The organism is Rhodanobacter soli (genome assembly GCF_039523495.1).
Taxonomy (GTDB): Bacteria; Pseudomonadota; Gammaproteobacteria; order Xanthomonadales; family Rhodanobacteraceae; genus Rhodanobacter; species Rhodanobacter soli.
In genome coordinates this window covers 2,966,067-2,980,973 of record NZ_BAAAFK010000001.1, presented here as the reverse complement: position 1 = coordinate 2,980,973, position 14,907 = coordinate 2,966,067, and the positions used below count along the sequence as shown (strand labels likewise).

The 14,907-nt window shown below is 67.0% G+C and carries 14 protein-coding genes and 1 tRNA gene; 6 read left to right on the top strand and 9 right to left on the bottom strand.

Annotated features, from left to right (window positions below):
* The 3 genes from ABD024_RS13580 to ABD024_RS13570 form a co-directional block, all read left to right on the top strand.
* Positions 1-381 (top strand): 7-carboxy-7-deazaguanine synthase QueE (locus ABD024_RS13580; protein ID WP_486374862.1); only part of this gene is annotated, 381 nt, incomplete at its 5' end.
* A gap of 92 nt (positions 382-473) precedes the next feature.
* Positions 474-1,160 carry a 7-cyano-7-deazaguanine synthase QueC gene (queC, locus tag ABD024_RS13575; protein WP_343853561.1) on the top strand — a complete coding sequence of 229 codons (687 nt, stop codon included), beginning with the start codon at positions 474-476 and terminating at the stop codon, positions 1,158-1,160.
* Positions 1,161-1,241: 81 nt separating this feature from the next.
* Positions 1,242-1,317 (top strand) — tRNA-Lys (locus tag ABD024_RS13570).
* Positions 1,318-1,377: 60 nt separating this feature from the next.
* On the opposite strand, the gene ABD024_RS13565 is transcribed toward ABD024_RS13570, so the two are convergent.
* The 4 genes from ABD024_RS13565 to ABD024_RS13550 form a co-directional block, all read right to left on the bottom strand.
* A complete protein-coding gene (locus tag ABD024_RS13565; protein WP_343853559.1) occupies positions 1,378-3,276 on the bottom strand; it encodes an ATP-binding response regulator in 1,899 nt (632 codons plus the stop codon).
* A 137-nt stretch (positions 3,277-3,413) separates the two neighbouring features.
* Entirely contained in the window at positions 3,414-4,136 is a 723-nt protein-coding gene (locus tag ABD024_RS13560) for a TVP38/TMEM64 family protein (RefSeq protein WP_343853557.1), read from the bottom strand.
* Positions 4,133-4,693, bottom strand: coding sequence for a nucleoside deaminase (locus tag ABD024_RS13555; RefSeq protein ID WP_343853555.1), 561 nt, complete (start codon positions 4,691-4,693; stop codon positions 4,133-4,135). Before ABD024_RS13555 ends, ABD024_RS13560 begins: the two co-directional genes overlap by 4 nt.
* A gap of 13 nt (positions 4,694-4,706) precedes the next feature.
* Positions 4,707-6,482 (bottom strand): glutamine--tRNA ligase/YqeY domain fusion protein, encoded by a 1,776-nt coding sequence (locus ABD024_RS13550; RefSeq protein WP_343853553.1) that lies wholly within the window; start codon positions 6,480-6,482, stop codon positions 4,707-4,709.
* A gap of 124 nt (positions 6,483-6,606) precedes the next feature.
* On the opposite strand from ABD024_RS13550, the gene ABD024_RS13545 reads away from it, so the two are divergent.
* Both ABD024_RS13545 and ABD024_RS13540 read left to right on the top strand, forming a co-directional pair.
* Positions 6,607-6,882, top strand: coding sequence for a putative signal transducing protein (locus tag ABD024_RS13545; protein ID WP_343853551.1), 276 nt, complete (start codon positions 6,607-6,609; stop codon positions 6,880-6,882).
* Positions 6,883-6,917: 35 nt separating this feature from the next.
* Positions 6,918-7,436 (top strand): adenine phosphoribosyltransferase, encoded by a 519-nt coding sequence (locus tag ABD024_RS13540; RefSeq protein WP_343853549.1) that lies wholly within the window; start codon positions 6,918-6,920, stop codon positions 7,434-7,436.
* Between the two features lie 30 nt (positions 7,437-7,466).
* Here the strand turns inward: ABD024_RS13540 and ABD024_RS13535 are convergent, their stop codons facing one another.
* The 5 genes from ABD024_RS13535 to ABD024_RS13515 form a co-directional block, all read right to left on the bottom strand.
* Positions 7,467-8,066, bottom strand: a complete 600-nt coding sequence (locus tag ABD024_RS13535; protein WP_343853547.1) for a hypothetical protein — start codon at positions 8,064-8,066, stop codon at positions 7,467-7,469.
* Positions 8,067-8,068: 2 nt separating this feature from the next.
* A complete protein-coding gene (locus ABD024_RS13530) occupies positions 8,069-8,650 on the bottom strand; it encodes a DUF3501 family protein (RefSeq protein WP_343853545.1) in 582 nt (193 codons plus the stop codon).
* A gap of 227 nt (positions 8,651-8,877) precedes the next feature.
* Complete coding sequence (locus ABD024_RS13525) at positions 8,878-10,221, bottom strand: (Fe-S)-binding protein (RefSeq protein ID WP_343853543.1); 1,344 nt, start codon at positions 10,219-10,221, stop codon at positions 8,878-8,880.
* 145 nt (positions 10,222-10,366) lie between these two features.
* On the bottom strand, positions 10,367-10,786 hold the full coding sequence (locus tag ABD024_RS13520) for a rubrerythrin family protein (RefSeq protein ID WP_343853541.1): 420 nt from the start codon (positions 10,784-10,786) through the stop codon (positions 10,367-10,369).
* Positions 10,787-10,914: 128 nt separating this feature from the next.
* Positions 10,915-11,886 carry a LysR substrate-binding domain-containing protein gene (locus ABD024_RS13515; protein WP_343853539.1) on the bottom strand — a complete coding sequence of 324 codons (972 nt, stop codon included), beginning with the start codon at positions 11,884-11,886 and terminating at the stop codon, positions 10,915-10,917.
* 320 nt (positions 11,887-12,206) lie between these two features.
* Here ABD024_RS13515 and ABD024_RS13510 point away from each other — a divergent pair, with 320 nt between their 5' ends.
* Positions 12,207-14,888, top strand: a complete 2,682-nt coding sequence (locus tag ABD024_RS13510; protein WP_343853537.1) for a M1 family metallopeptidase — start codon at positions 12,207-12,209, stop codon at positions 14,886-14,888.
* Positions 14,889-14,907: the final 19 nt, after the last annotated feature.

Below are 14,907 nucleotides of genomic sequence, written 5' to 3'. Positions count from 1 at the left end.
CTGTGTGACGCCGGCTACGAAGTGTCACTGGAAACCTCCGGTGCGCTGGACGTCTCCATGGTCGACCCACGCGTGCGCAAGGTGATGGACCTGAAGGCGCCGGACTCCGGCGAGAGCCAGCGCAACCTGTGGTCGAACCTCGACCACCTGCTGCCGCACGACCAGATCAAGATCGTCATTGCCAGCCGCGCCGACTACGAGTGGGCGCGCGCGATGCTGGCCGAGCACGCGCTGGCGGATCGCTGCATGGTGCTGTTCTCGCCAGTGCACGGTGCGGTCGAGCCGCGCGAGCTGGCCGAGTGGATCATTGCCGACAAGCTGGATGTGCGTTTCCAGTTGCAACTGCACAAGTTGCTGTGGAACGACGCGGCCGGGCACTGAGGGCGAGAAGCGTTGCTCCTGTTTCTGCGCGCTGGCCTGTGTCGCCGGTGGCGTTCGCGACCGGTGACCGGTCACTCCAGGTGGAATAAATCATGTCTCAAAGCACATTGCGCAAAGCCGTCGTTCTGGTCTCCGGTGGCATGGATTCGGCCGTCACCATCGCGCTGGCGCGCGAGCAGGGCTATCAGGTGCATGCGCTGAGCGTGGCCTACGGCCAGCGTCACAACTCGGAGCTGGCCGCGTCAGATCGCGTCGCGAAGATGCTCGGTGCGGTCGAGCACAAGACCGTCGGCATCGACCTGCGCAGCATTGGCGGTTCCGCGCTGACCGCCGACATCGACGTGCCGCTGGATACCGTGGACAGCAGCGACATCCCGGTGACCTACGTGCCGGCGCGCAATACCATCATGCTGTCGATCGCGCTGGGCTGGGCCGAGGTGCTCGGCTCCAGCGACATCTGGTGCGGCGTCAACGCGGTCGACTACTCGGGTTATCCGGATTGCCGCCCCGCCTTCATCGAGGCATTCGAGAAACTGGCGAACGTCGCCACCAAGGCCGGCGTCGAAGGCGCCGGCATCCGCATCCATGCGCCGCTGATGCGCATGAGCAAGGCCGACATCGCGCGCGAGGGCCAGCGACTGGGCGTGGATTTCTCGGCCACGGTCAGCTGCTACCAGGCCGATGACGACGGCCGCGCCTGCGGTCATTGCGACGCTTGCCGACTGCGTGCGCAGGGCTTCCGCGAGGCGGGCCTGGTCGATCCCACGCGCTACGTCTGAACGACCTGGTGCGCTTGCTTGTGCCGTTGCCGCCCAGCCCGTAAAATTGTCGGCTTGAGTTTTGCCGCAGTTTTGCATGATGGGTCGTTAGCTCAGTTGGTAGAGCAGTAGACTTTTAATCTATTGGTCCCGGGTTCGAATCCCGGACGACCCACCAGTTTTCAGAGCGTCCTGACGGGCGCTCTTTTTTTGTCCTTGCCAGCGGTCGTGCGCGGCTTCAGTCGCCGCCGTGGGTGACGGTCCACGCCGTCATCATCACGCGGCGCAACTGTTGCGGCGAAACCGGCTTGTACAGCAGCGGGATCTTCGCGGCGATGATTTCACGCAGGCGGTCGATCCGGATCTCGCCGGTGACCAGCAGGCGGGCGAACGGCGCTCCGCCATCGCACCGGTAGTGCTGGTCGAGGGCGGCGAAGACGTCGAGACCGCGTTCGCCGCCACGCAGGCGCAAGTCGGAGATCACGATGTCGGGCGGCCCGGGCCAGTTCTCGACGGCCTCCAGCGCCTGCAACCGATCCTCGGCCACCTCCACCTCGCAGCCCCAGCTGCGCAGCAGGAAGCGGATGCCGGAAAGGATGGCCGGGTCGTCATCCACGACCAGCACGCGTTTGCCGGCCAGGTCGACGGGTGCGTCGTCGTCGGGCATGGGCAGTTCCGGGCGTGCGTCGGTGATCAGCAACTGGAAGTGAAACACGCTGCCACGGCCGAGCCGGGATTTCACCATGACCTCGGTGTCGAGCAGCTCCGCCAATCGCTGCACGGTGGGCAGGCCCAGGCCCAGGCCCGAGTGCGAGCCGCCGTCGAACCCGACATCGGGATGGTCGTCGATGCGGTAGAACTCGTCGAACACGCGAGGAAGGTGTTCTGGTGCAATGCCGCTGCCGGTATCCCAGACCTCGATGCGCACGCGGCCATTGCCCGCGCGCCGGGTGCCGACCAGCGCGCCGCCGTGGCGGGTGAAACGCAGGGCGTTGCTGACCAGGTTGTTGAGTATGCGCGTCAGCATGGTGCGGTCGCTGCGCACCCATAGCCGGGTGGGGTGGATTGCCAGTTGCAGCCCGCGCTGCTCCGCGATCATGTCGAAATTGCGGCGGACCTCGGCGAGGACCTGATTGAGCGGGAACTCGCTGATCTCGACCTGCACCGCGCCGGTTTCCAGCCGCGACAGGTCGAGCAGCTCGCCAAACAGGTGGTCGAGCGCCTGCACGCATTCCTGGATGTGGGCGATCCGGTCCAGCCGCTGCGGGTCGTGTTCGTTCACTGCCAGCGCGGAGGAGAACAGGGTCAGCGCGTACAGCGGCTGGCGCAGATCGTGCGAGGCAGCGGCCAGGAAGCGCGACCTGGCCAGGCTGGCCGCTTCCAGCGCGGCGTTCTTGCGCGCCAGTTCCTGCGTGGCCTGCTCGATCTGCTGCTCCATCCCGCGCTGCACGTCGTACAGCGCCGCCGCCGCATGGTTGAAACCCCGCTGCAGCTCGCCGATCTCGGTGCGGTCGGTCACCGCCACTTCCACTTGGCGGTCGCCCTGGCCGAGCTGGCGTACGGCACCGACCAGATGGCGAAGCGGCGCACTGATCCAGCGCGCCGCCAGCCAACCGATCACGCCGGCCACGCACAGGCTCAGCACCAGGACGAGCAGTGCGTAGCGCAGGCTAGCGTGCTGGGCGGCGATCGCGTCGTGCAGACTCACGTCCAGCAGCACCGAGCCCAGCGCGGCCTTTCCGGGTTGGTCGCGATCGAACACGTCGCGCACCACGGTCAGGGTCTCCTGCGGATCGCGACTGTCGTCGGACTCGTGGTGATCGGCCAGGATCTGGCCGGCAGTGGTGCGGATCTGCACGCGCGTCACGTGCGGCAGGTCGCCGATCGAGTCGGCGATCCGCGTCAGCTCGCGCAGTTGCATCGTGCGCAGTGGCTGCAGGCTGATCGAGGCCACCTGCGTGGCGATGGCCTCGGCGTTGCTGCGCGCCAGCTGGCGCAGATTGGTCTGTTGGCGCTGGGTCAGGAAGGCCACCAGCAGCGCGGCGGTGATCAGGGCGGGCACCAGTGCCACGAAGGCCAGCCGCTGCATCAGCGACGTGCGCTGCCACAGACGTGCGGGCCAGGAGTTGGTCGTCATGTCCATCCGCCCCGCACCTCCTCGGCATCACCTCGGTCTGCGTGCCTGCTAACCCTTGCCCGTGCGTGTCCAGACGATCTGGACACGGCGCAACACTAGCGCGAAATGGGCGGCTTGACAGCTCTGCCAGCAGGGAGTCAGTCGATCCGCCCGCGGCTCTGGCGGTGGCGCCGGGTGATGCGCTCGATCAGCAGCGGTAGCAGGGCGAGCAGGGCGATCGCGCCCAATGGCAGCAGCACTTCGCGGTGCAGGAACAGGCCGATGCCGAAGTTGTCGCCCCGGCTCATGGCCATGGCGTCGCCGAGGCCGGCCCCGATCGAGGTTTCGAAGATCAGCGAGACGGTGCCGCCGAGCCAGCTGGCGCCAAGGAACAGCCACAGCGGGCAGCGCAGCCATGCCAGCGCCATGGTCACCCCGCCGAACGGCACGATCGGCACGAAGCGCAGGAACAAGGTGTAGCTCACCGGGTGCCGCTCGAAGCCGTGGCGCAGTCGCGCCACGAAGGCCGGCGGCTGGCGGCTGCCGGGACCGAACGCGTAACGGCTGGCCAGGTACAGGATCAGCGAGCCGAGGGTGAGCCCGACCGACGAGCACAGTGTGGCGTCGACCACGCCGAACGCGAAGCCGCCGGCCAGGATCACCACGATGGTGCCGGGAATCCCGGTGGCCACGGTCAGCGTCAGCAGTCCGATGAAGGCCAGCCGGGTCAGCCACGGGTGTCCGGCAATCTGCGCGTGCAGCTCGGCCTGGTGAGCCACCAGCTGGTGCGGGCCCAACTGGTCCAGCGAGCCGGAGGCAAACAGGACGATGCCTGCCAGCACCAGCAGGATCAGCGGCAGCGCGGCACGCCAGCGGCTCAATAGGGTGTGCCGGTGGTGCCGTAAGTGGCCAGTACCTCGCGGGCCTGGTCGCGCAGGATGTCGCGGCGCACGACGATGTTGCGGCGGGTCAGCTCGCCGATCCAGTCGGCCGGCAGCGGACCCTCGTCGAATTCGGTGAGTTCCTCGACGTCTTCCGAGCGCGCACCGATCAGCAGCTCGTCGATGCCGGCCCACACGATGGCGCCATAGCACTGGCAGCACGGCTGCGAGCTGGTGGCCAGCACGTAATGGCCGCCGTCCTCATTCATCCGGTGTCGGCTCAGGCGCTGCTGCGCAATCATGATCACCATCATCTCGGCGTGCGCGACTGAACAACTCTGCGGCAGCACGCGGTTGACGCCGACGGCGACCAGCCGGCCGCTGTGGCTGTTGAATACGGCCGCACCGAACGGGCCGCCGCCGCCGCGATCCACATTCTGCCGCGACAGCTCGATGGCCAGGCCAACGCGTTCCTCGTCGCTCTGGTAACGCCGGTTGGTATCGGCAACGTCACCGATCCATGGCGGCAACGTGAGATGGATTTGCAGCGGCAGCATGCCTTCGCTCCGTTTACTGGCCGGCCGGTCTGGCCCAGACGTCGCGCAAGGTCACCGTGCGGTTGAACACCGGCGCGTCGGCGCGGTGGTCGGCGCGGTCGGCCACGAAGTAGCCGAGCCGTTCGAACTGGAAGCGCTGCTCCGGCTCGACGCGGGCGGCGGCCGGTTCCAGCCACGCCTGCACCACGCGTTTGGCCTGCGGGTTGACGTGGTCGAGCCAGCTCTTGCCGTCTTCTTCGCTGTCCGGCGCGGGCACGCTGAACAGGCGGTCGTACAGGCGCACCTCGGTGGCCACCGCGTGCTTCGCGCTGACCCAGTGGATCGTGCCCTTTACCTTGCGGTCGGCGCCGGGCAGGCCGTGGCGGGTTTCCGGGTCGAGCGTGCCATGCAGCTCGACCACGAGACCGGCGGCGTCCTTGATGATCTGCTCGCACTTGATGATGCCGACGCCGCGCAGGCGCACTTCGCCGTCCGGCTTCAGCCGGTGGAAACCCTTCGGCGGCACTTCGGCGAAATCGTCGCGCTCGATCCACACCTCGCGCGCAAACGGTACTTCGCGCGTGCCGAAGCTCTCGTCCTTGGGATGGTTCGGGAAGCTCAGTGTTTCCTCATGGCCTTCCGGCAGGTTGGTCAGCACCAGCTTCAGCGGGTCGAGCACGGCCATGCGCCGCGCCGCGGTGGCGTCCAGATCCTCGCGGATGCAGTTCTCCAGGATCGCGTAGTCGATCACGCTGTTCTGCTTGCTCACGCCCACGCGCTCGATCAGCAGGCGCAGTCCGGCCGGAGTGAAGCCGCGCCGGCGCAAACCGCGCAGCGTGTTCATGCGCGGGTCGTCCCAGCCGTCCACGTGATTTTCGCCGACCAGCTGCGCCAGCTTGCGCTTGCTGGTGATGCAGTAGCTCAGGTTGAGCCGCGAGAACTCGATCTGGCGCGGCTTGGCCGGCTGCGTCGGCAGGCCGGCGTCGAGCAGCGGCTGCCATAGCTCGGGGTGGTTCGGCAGGTCGACCTGGTCGACGAACCAGTCGTACAGCGGCCGGTGGTCCTCGAACTCCAGCGTGCACAGCGAATGCGTGATGCCTTCCAGCGCGTCGGACAGGCAGTGCGCGTAGTCGTACATCGGGTAGATTGGCCAGGCGTCGCCGGTGTTCTGATGGGCGATCTTGCGCACCCGGTAGATCGCCGGGTCGCGCATGTTGATGTTGCCCGCGGCCATGTCGATCTTCGCGCGCAGCGTCTTGCTGCCGTCGGCGAACTCGCCGGCGCGCATGCGACGGAACAGGGCGAGGTTCTCTTCGATGGATCGCTCGCGATGTGGCGAATTGCGGCCCGGCTCGGTCAGCGTGCCGCGGTACTGGCGCATCTCCTCGGCGCTGAGGTCGTCGACGTAGGCCACACCGTCCTCGATCAGCTTGCAGGCGGAGCGGTAGAACACCTCGAAGTAGTCCGAGGCGTGGCGCAGTTCATGCCACTCGAAGCCGAGCCAGCGCACGTCGTCCTTGATGCCCTGGACGAATTCGGGGTCTTCCTTGCCCGGGTTGGTGTCGTCCAGGCGCAGGTTGCACCAGCCGCTGAACTCCTGCGCGATGCCGAAGCTCAGGCAGATCGCCTTGGCGTGGCCGATGTGCAGGTAGCCGTTCGGCTCCGGCGGGAAGCGGGTGTGGATCGCGGTGTGCCTGCCCGCGGCGAGGTCGTCGCGCACGATCTGCCGGATGAAATCCTGCAGTGGAGCCGCCTGATGCACGGCGGCCGTCGGACTGGCGGGTGCAGTGGCGGAATTCTCGGTCGACATCGGGCTGGACTCGCAAGCGGTGGCGGAAACGCCCAAGTTTACCCTGTCGTCGTCACCGGGCGCAGGGCGACCGTTGCCCGTCGGGAGGCTTGCCCCGCGTCGCCGTGCGGGTTAGCGTGCAGCCATGCACATCGTCTACCGCGCCGAAAACCTGTTCGATGCCCATCTGGTCAAGGATGCGCTGGAGGCCGACGGCATCCCGGCGTTCATTGCCGGCGAGTACCTCACCGGCGCGGTGGGCCAGCTGCCGGCGATGGATTACATGGCGGTGATGGTGCCCGAATCGAGCCTGGCGATCGCCAGCGGCATCGTGAGCGAGGTCGAGGCCCGGCTCAGCGAGGCGCGACAGGCGATCGTGGAAGATGACCAGCCGGACGACCCGCTGACCGTGCCCTGCTGAGTCGTGCGGCGGGCGCGCATTTCCGAGAAAACCCCATGCAAGACCTCGCCGCACTGATTCGCGCCGTGCCCGATTTCCCCCGTCCCGGCGTGATGTTCCGCGACGTCACTCCGCTGCTCGCCGATGCCGGCAGCTTCGCCCGTTGCATCGACGCGCTGGCCGAGCCGTGGCAGGGCAGCAGCGTGCAAGCAGTGTGCGGCATCGAGGCGCGCGGCTTCATCTTCGGCGCCGCGCTGGCGCAGAAACTGCACGCCGGCTTCGTGCCGTTGCGCAAGCCGGGCAAGCTGCCGCCGCCGGTGGCGACGATGGACTACCAGCTGGAATACGGCAGCGACCAGCTGCAGGTGCAGCGCGATGCGTTCAGGCCCGGCGAGCGCGTGCTGCTGGCCGATGACGTGCTGGCCACCGGCGGCACTCTGGCGGCGGCCGCGGCCCTGGTCGGCAAGCTGGGTGCCGAGTTGCTTGGCGCCAGCGTGGTGATCGAGTTGCCCGTGCTGCGGGGACGCAGCCGCTGGCATGCCGGCAAGCCGCTGCACAGCCTGTTGCGTTACTGAGCTCCGACGGTCGTCGCCGGTCAGCAGCGCTCACGGCGCCGCCGCGTCGACCCTTTCGACATAGATCAGCTCGCAGGCACCTGCGCCGGTGTCGTCGCGGGTCAGCGAGGTGTTCCAGTGCCAGCCGCCGGCGCGGCTGGCGTCGACCAGAAAACCTTCGATGTGCACCAGCTGGCCGGGACGTACCTGGTCGAGCTGGCGTTTGACGTCCGCGTCGGCGGGGATCATGTGCATGTTCGCGCTGGAGGTTTCGATCTCGCGGCGCGGGATCGGGAACGCCTTGACGTGCCAGTAATAGAAGCGGCCGGACTGGCTGATGTCGATCTTTGCCAGTACCGCACTGTCGGACATGCGACCCCAGCCGAGCGCGAGGTCGAGCGGGATCAGCTCGGCGTCGGCGCCGGAGGAATACTCCTTGCGCGACAGCACGCGGGCGGTGATGTCGAAGTGGGCGCGGGTGGTCAACGTGGTGTTACCGCGCTGCAGCTGCGCGCCTTGGTCGAGGTCGACCTGCACCGGCACCTCGGCGGCGAGCACGCCAGGTTCTGGTTGCAGCGGTGCGTGATGCCTGCGCGAGAACACGCCCAGCAACACCAGTAGCAGGACGGCGACGATCAGGAGTTTGCGCATGCTCAGGCGAAGTCCGCCGCCAGGGTGCGCAACTGCCCGGGCGTGAGGGTTGTGCCGACCGGCATCGCCGGCAAGGTCGAGGCCAGCATGACCGCGGCGCCGGCGCGCCAGTCCGCGATCATCGCGGGGCTGAGTTCGAAACGCAGGAAGTGCACCGCGGCGGTCTTCTCGTCGTTGCTGCGCTCCATGTCCTCGTCGGCGATGGCGGTGACTGCGGCGTGGCCGTGCACGCTCAGCGCGATCGCATGCTCGATATGGCGCAGGCGCACCAGCTCGCGCTTGCGCTGTTCGACATCGGCATATTCAATGAGCATCGTGGCCTTGAGGTTGCTGCCGTCGGGGATCAGCGGATTGTAGGCGTCCAGTTCGTCCTGGATGCCGTCGGCCTCGAAGATGCGTTCGATCCGCAGCATCTCCTGCACCTGGTACTGGATGCTCAGGCGGTCCTCGAAGATCAGCGTGAGGTGCTCGCCAAGATGCACCGTGCGTTGCTTCTTGTGCGCCATCACGTGGGCGCGGAACTCGCCGCGCTGCTGCGCGTAGATTTCGAGGCTGAGCAGGTCGGCGCGGGTGAGTTTGTGCATGGTGTTTCCGGGAGAACGTTGGCGCCATGCGGCGCATGAATGGCGTGTTTCATACTGCTGCCATTCCCACTGCCGTCATTCCCGCGAAAGCGGGAATCCATGTTGCTTTTGCGCCGCGGGCGAAAATGGATTCCCGCTTTCGCGGGAATGACGACCATGAGGGGGATGGCCATCGAGAGACAACCATGGGGCGAGTCATTGGACGTGGCCATGGCGTCATGCGCATTTCAAATGCCATATGCCTTGCGCAGCAGGCTCAACGGATGCTCCGCCGCGGGCTTGTCGTCGAGGCCGTGGGCGATGTGGCCGCCGGCCATCGGGCAGTCGCTGGTGAAGTGGTCGGGTTCGGCCTGGCTCACGCGAGCTTCCACCGGTTTGGCCAGCTTGCGCGAGAGTGCGTAGGTCTTGTGCTTGACGCCGTAGGTACCGTCGTGGCCGGAGCAGCGCTCGATGGTGGTGATCTCGGTGTCCGGCACCAGTTGCAGGATGTCGCGCGTCTTCGGGCCGATTTTCTGCACGCGCTGGTGGCACGGCACCTGCCAGGCGACCTTGCCCAGCGACTGCTTGAAGTCGGTCTGCAGCAGGCCGGCCTTGTGCCGTTCGGCCAGGTACTCGAACGGGTCGAAGAAACGCTCGCGTACCAGCGCCACGTCGGCGTCATCGGGGAACATCAGCGGCAGCTCCTGCTTGAACATCAACACGCAGGACGGGATCGCCGCGGTGAAGTCCCAACCTTCGCGCGCCATCTTCGCCAGTACCGGGATGTTGCGCTCCTTGTACTTCTTCACCGTCTGCAGGTCGCCCAGTTCCAGCTTGGGCATGCCGCAGCAGCTTTCCTGTTCGACCAGCCGGGTCGGGATCGCGTTGTGCTGCAGCACCGCGGCGAGGTCTTCGACCACCACCGGCTCGGAGTGGTCGCAATAGCAGGTGGCGAACAGCGCGACCTTGCCGCGCGTGCGGCCGGCAGGAATCGCTTCGCCGCTGCCGTCGAGGTCGCGCAGGCGTTTGCGCGCGGTGGGCGAGTGGTACTCGGGTACGCGCGCCTTCGCGTCGACGCCCATGGTCTTTTCCAGCAGCTGGCGCGCGGCCGGGTTGCGGTTGGCGGCGTTCACCACCTGCACCACCACCGGGATCGAGGCGAGCTTGCCGACGGCGCGCGTGCTGGACAGGATCTTCGAGGACAGCGGCACGCCGTCACGCTCGAACGCCACCGCCTTGGCACGCAGCATCAAGTGCGGGAAATCCACGTTCCACGGATGCGGCGGCGTGTACGGGCACTTGGTCTGGTAGCACAGGTCGCACAGGTAGCACTGCTCGGTGACCTTCGGGTAGTCGGCCTTGTCGACGCCGTCGATCTCCATCGTCTTTGATGCGTCGACCAGGTCGAACAGGGTGGGGAAGGCGTGGCACAGGCTGACGCAGCGGCGGCAACCGTGGCAGATGTTGAACACGCGCTCGAGTTCGGCATCCAGTGCCTGCTGGTCCATGAACTCCGGGTTGGTCCAGTCCAGCGGATGCCGGGTCGGCGCGTCCAGGTTGCCTTCGCGCGTGTCGTGGATGGGACCGGCCATCGTCGTCTCCCTGATCCGGTTGGGATTTGCTTAAGCGCCGTCATCCCCGCGAAAGCGGGGATCCAGTGTCTTCCACACTACTCACCACTCTTGAAGTCACTGGATTCCCGCTTTCGCGGGAATGACGAGCTTGAGTGCCATTCGCTCAGGCCAGTTCGCCCAGCGCCTTGGCGAAGCGGTTCGCGTGCGAGCGTTCGGCCTTGGCCAGGGTCTCGAACCAGTCGGCGATCTCGTCGAAGCCTTCCTCTCGCGCTGCCTTGCTCATGCCCGGGTACATGTCGGTGTACTCATGGGTTTCGCCGGCGATGGCGCTCTTCAGGTTCAATTGGGTGCCGCCGAACGGCAGGCCGGTGGCGGGGTCGCCCACCGCTTCGAGGTATTCCAGGTGGCCATGAGCGTGGCCGGTCTCGCCTTCGGCGGTGGAGCGGAACACCGCGGAGACGTCGTTGTAGCCTTCGACGTCGGCCTTGGCGGCGAAGTACAGGTAACGGCGGTTGGCCATCGACTCGCCGGCAAAGGCGTCTTTCAGGTTCTGCTCGGTCTTGGAGCCTTTCAGGTTGCTCATGACATCACCTCGTGGCGTTGGGCTGGGAGGGGTTGCGAGTGCGGCCTTCATGGTCGTGACCTGCCGAGCCTAGCGCCCGGCGGGCCAATGCTGAAATTGATTGTCTGGATCGGGCGAATAGCCTGCAGCTATCGGCGCGCCGCCTTGCGCGCGGGGCGGACGCGTTCCGTCGGCACGGCGGGCGAGGCTGCCGTATGCGGATTCAGCAGGTCGGCCGGCAGTTGCCGGAACACGGTCGCCAGCCGCTTCAGGAATCCAGCCATCGCCGAGCTCTTGCGCCAGACCATGGCGACGCGCCGGCTCGGCGGATGGCCCTTGAACTCGAGCAGGTGCAGGTTCTCCACCGGCGCTACCGGCGGCTTCACCGCGGTGACCGGCAGCAGGGTGATGCCGACGTTCGCCGCCACCATCTGCCGCAGCGTCTCCAGGCTGGTGGCGCGGAAACCGCTGCGTTCGACGGCGCCGGCGAGGTGGCACACCTCCAGCGCCTGGTCGCGCAGGCAGTGGCCGTCCTCCAGCAGCAGCAGGTTCTGGTTGGACAGGTCGGCCAGTTTCAGCTGGCCTTGCTTGTGCGCCAGCGGATGAGCTTCCGACACGGCCAGCAGGAAGGGTTCCTCGAACAGGAACTCGGTATGCAGGCTGTCCTCGTGCAGCGGCAAGGCGAGGATGCCGGCGTCCAGCTTGCCCTCGCGCAGCAGGCGCAGCACCGCCTCGGTCTTTTCCTCGACCAGCAGCAATTCCAGCTGGGGGAACGCCTTGCGTACCAGCGGCAACGCATGCGGCAGCAGGTACGGACCCAGGGTGGGGAAGATGCCCAGCCGCACCGTGCCGGATTCCGGGTCCAGCGTACGCCGGGCCACGCTGCGGATCTGCTCGATGCCGTTGAGCACGTCGCGCGCGCGGATGGCGATGTCGCGGCCGACCTCGGTCAGCAGCACCTTGCGTGGGGTGCGCTCGACCAGCGGCACGCCCAGTTCCTCCTCCAGCTTCTTGATTTGGGTGGACAGGGTCGGCTGGCTGACGAAGCAGGCCTCGGCCGCGCGGCCGAAGTGGCGATGCTCGGCCAGGGCCACCAGGTACTGGAGATCGCGCAGGTTCATGGATCGTCCCGGCTTGGCAATAGCCATACGCTATGGCTGGGATGGTAACAATCAATTGGAGCAATGCAAGCGAGGGCCTTATCCTGCGTCCACGTTGTGCTCGTGACACCCCGCGCGTTAGAGCTCCCCTCCCTCTCCCCCGCAGGCGCGCGGGCTTCCCCGGCCGGTGATGAAGCTTGCTTCGTCGCCGGTTTTTTTTTGGCTTTCTCCGCAGGCGGCCCGGGTCACGCCTGTCGCGCGGCGGGCATGCCTTCTGGCACTGGGTCGGAAAGCATGCCGCCTCTAGCTTGGGGTTTTCCCCCACGCCAGAGAAAGTTCTCATGCGCCGACTCGTCCGTCCTCTTCTGCTCACCGCGCTGGCCGCCTGCTGCGGCGCTGCGTTTGCCGCCACCGTCGACCAGGCGCCGCAAGGCCGCTTGCCCGGCTGGGCGGTGCCGCAGTCGTACCAGCTGGCGTTCAAGGTCGACCCGGCGCAACAGGATTTCTCCGGCACCACCACGATCAAGGTCAAGCTGACCCAGACCTCCGACCACCTGTGGCTGGACGGCGCCGAGCTGAAGGTGTCGAAGGTGACGATCACCGACGCCGCCGGCAAAGTGCACGCCGGCAAGTACGTCGCGGTGGATCCGAAGGCCGGCGTGGCGCGGGTGGATTTCGGCAGCAGCCTCAAGCCGCAGCAGCTGACCCTCAAGTTCGAGTACACCGCGCCGCTCAACGCGCAGTTGCAGGGCCTGTACAAGGTCAGCGCAAAGGGCCAGCCGTACGCGATGACGCAGATGGAACCGATCAGCGCGCGCTTCGCCTTCCCCGGCTTCGACGAGCCCGGCTTCAAGACCCCGTTCGACCTCAGCATCACCGTGCCCGACCACGAAAACGTGGTGGCCAACACCCAGCAGGTGAAACAGGCGCCGGCCGGCAAGGGCTGGAAGACCGTGACGTTCGCGCAGACGCTGCCGCTGCCGACCTACCTGGTCGCGTTCGCGGTCGGTCCGTGGGACATCGTCGCCGGCCCGGACATCTCGCCGACCGCGTATCGCGTCAAGCCGCTGCAACTGCGCGGCATCGCCGCCAAGGGCGAGGGACAGCGCATGCAGCACGTGCTGGGCGAAACGCCGAGCATCATCCACGCGCTGGAGAACTACTACGGCTTCGGCTACCCGTTCGACAAGCTCGACCTGCTGGCCGCGCCGGATTTTGAGGCCGGCGCGATGGAGAACCCGGGCCTGGTCACCTTCCGCGACTGGCTGCTGCTGATCGACAAGGATTCGCCGGCGCGCAACGTGCAGGGCTCGTTCAACGTCAACGCGCATGAGCTGGCGCACCAGTGGACCGGCGACACGGTCACCACCGAATGGTGGAACGACATCTGGCTCAACGAGGCGTTCGCCACCTGGATGCAGCAGAAGGTGACCATGCAGGTGCACCCGGAATACCGTGCCGACCTCGACCGCGTGCGCGGCGGCCAGGGCGCGATGAACAACGACAGCCTGGTCAGCGCGCGCAGCATCCGCCAACCGATCACCGGCAACGGCGACATCATGACCGCGTTCGACGGCATCACCTACCAGAAGGGCGCCAGTGTCATCGGCATGTTCGAGAACTACGTGGGCGAGCAGACCTACCAGAAGGGCATGCGCGCATACATCCAGAGCCAGAAGTACGGCAACGCCACCGCCGACGACCTGGTCTCGGCGATCGCCACCGCGGCGGACAAGGGCGATGCGTTCAAGCATGCATTCAAGAGCTTCCTCGACCAGTCCGGCGTGCCGTACGTGGCGACGAAGCTGGAACAGAAAAACGGCCAGACCGTGCTGCAGCTGAGCCAGAGTCGCTACCTGCCGCTCGGCAGCAGCGGCGATCCGCAGCGCATCTGGGGCGTGCCGGTATGCGTGCGCTACGGCACCGCCGACGGCAGCAAGGTCGCTTGCGAAATGCTCGACAAGGCGACCGGCTCGATGGTGCTGGCCGGCGCCAGCAAGCCGACCTGGATCATGCCGAACGCGAACGCCAGCGGCTATTACCGCTTCAGCCTTGACAAGTCGGAACTGGGCGGGCTGGTCAAGCAGATCGGCAAGCTCAGCGATGCCGAGCAGCTCGCCTACGCCGACGCGATCAGCGCCAGCTTCCGCCATGGCGACCTCGATGCCGGCGACATGCTGGCCGCCCTGCAGCCGTTGACCGGTTCGAAAATCCGCGAAGTGGCCACCGTGCCGCTGGGCCAGGCGGCGCAGCTCTACCACCGCATCGCCGCCAACGATGCGCAGCGTGCCCACCTCGCCGAATGGGCGAAGGCGGCCTACCTGCCGCGCCTGGAACAGCTCGGCTACCAGCGCAAGGCGAACGAGCCGGAAGACGATGCGCTGATGCGCAGCAGCCTGGCCAGCTCGCTGGCGTTCGATTTCAAATTGCCGGAAGTGCGTGCAGCCCTGCTCAAGCAGGGTGAGGCGGCACTCAAGCCGAAGGCGGATGGCCATCTGAACCTGGCCGCCGCCGATCCCGACCTGCTCGGCGACGCGCTGGGTGTGGCGGTGCAGGAGCACGGCAAGAGCGCGGTCGATGCGCTGATCGCCGAACTGCCCAAGACCAGCGATCCGGCCCTGCGCAACGGCATCCTCGGCGGCCTGGCCAGCGTGGAGGATCCGGCGCTGACCGAGCAGGTGCGCAACTTCGCCCTGACCAAGCCGGTCAAGGTCGGCGAGATGGGCATGCTGCTGCGTGCCGGCCGCGACACCCTGGCCCAGCGCGACGCGATGTGGACCTGGTTCACCGCCCACTACCAGCAGATCCTCGATCGCACCGGCAGCTTCTCCGGTGGCCGGCTGCCGTCGCTGGCCGCTGGCGGCGGCTGCACCACGGTCGAGTACGACCGCCTGCAGGCGTTCTTCAAGACCCGCGCGAAAGATGCCGCCGGCATCGGCCGCGGCCTGGCGCAGACCGGCGAATCGATCCAGCTGTGCAGCGCGTTGAAGGCGAAGCAGGATCCGGCCGCGATCCTGCGCTGAGCGATAGGGTGGAACCGAA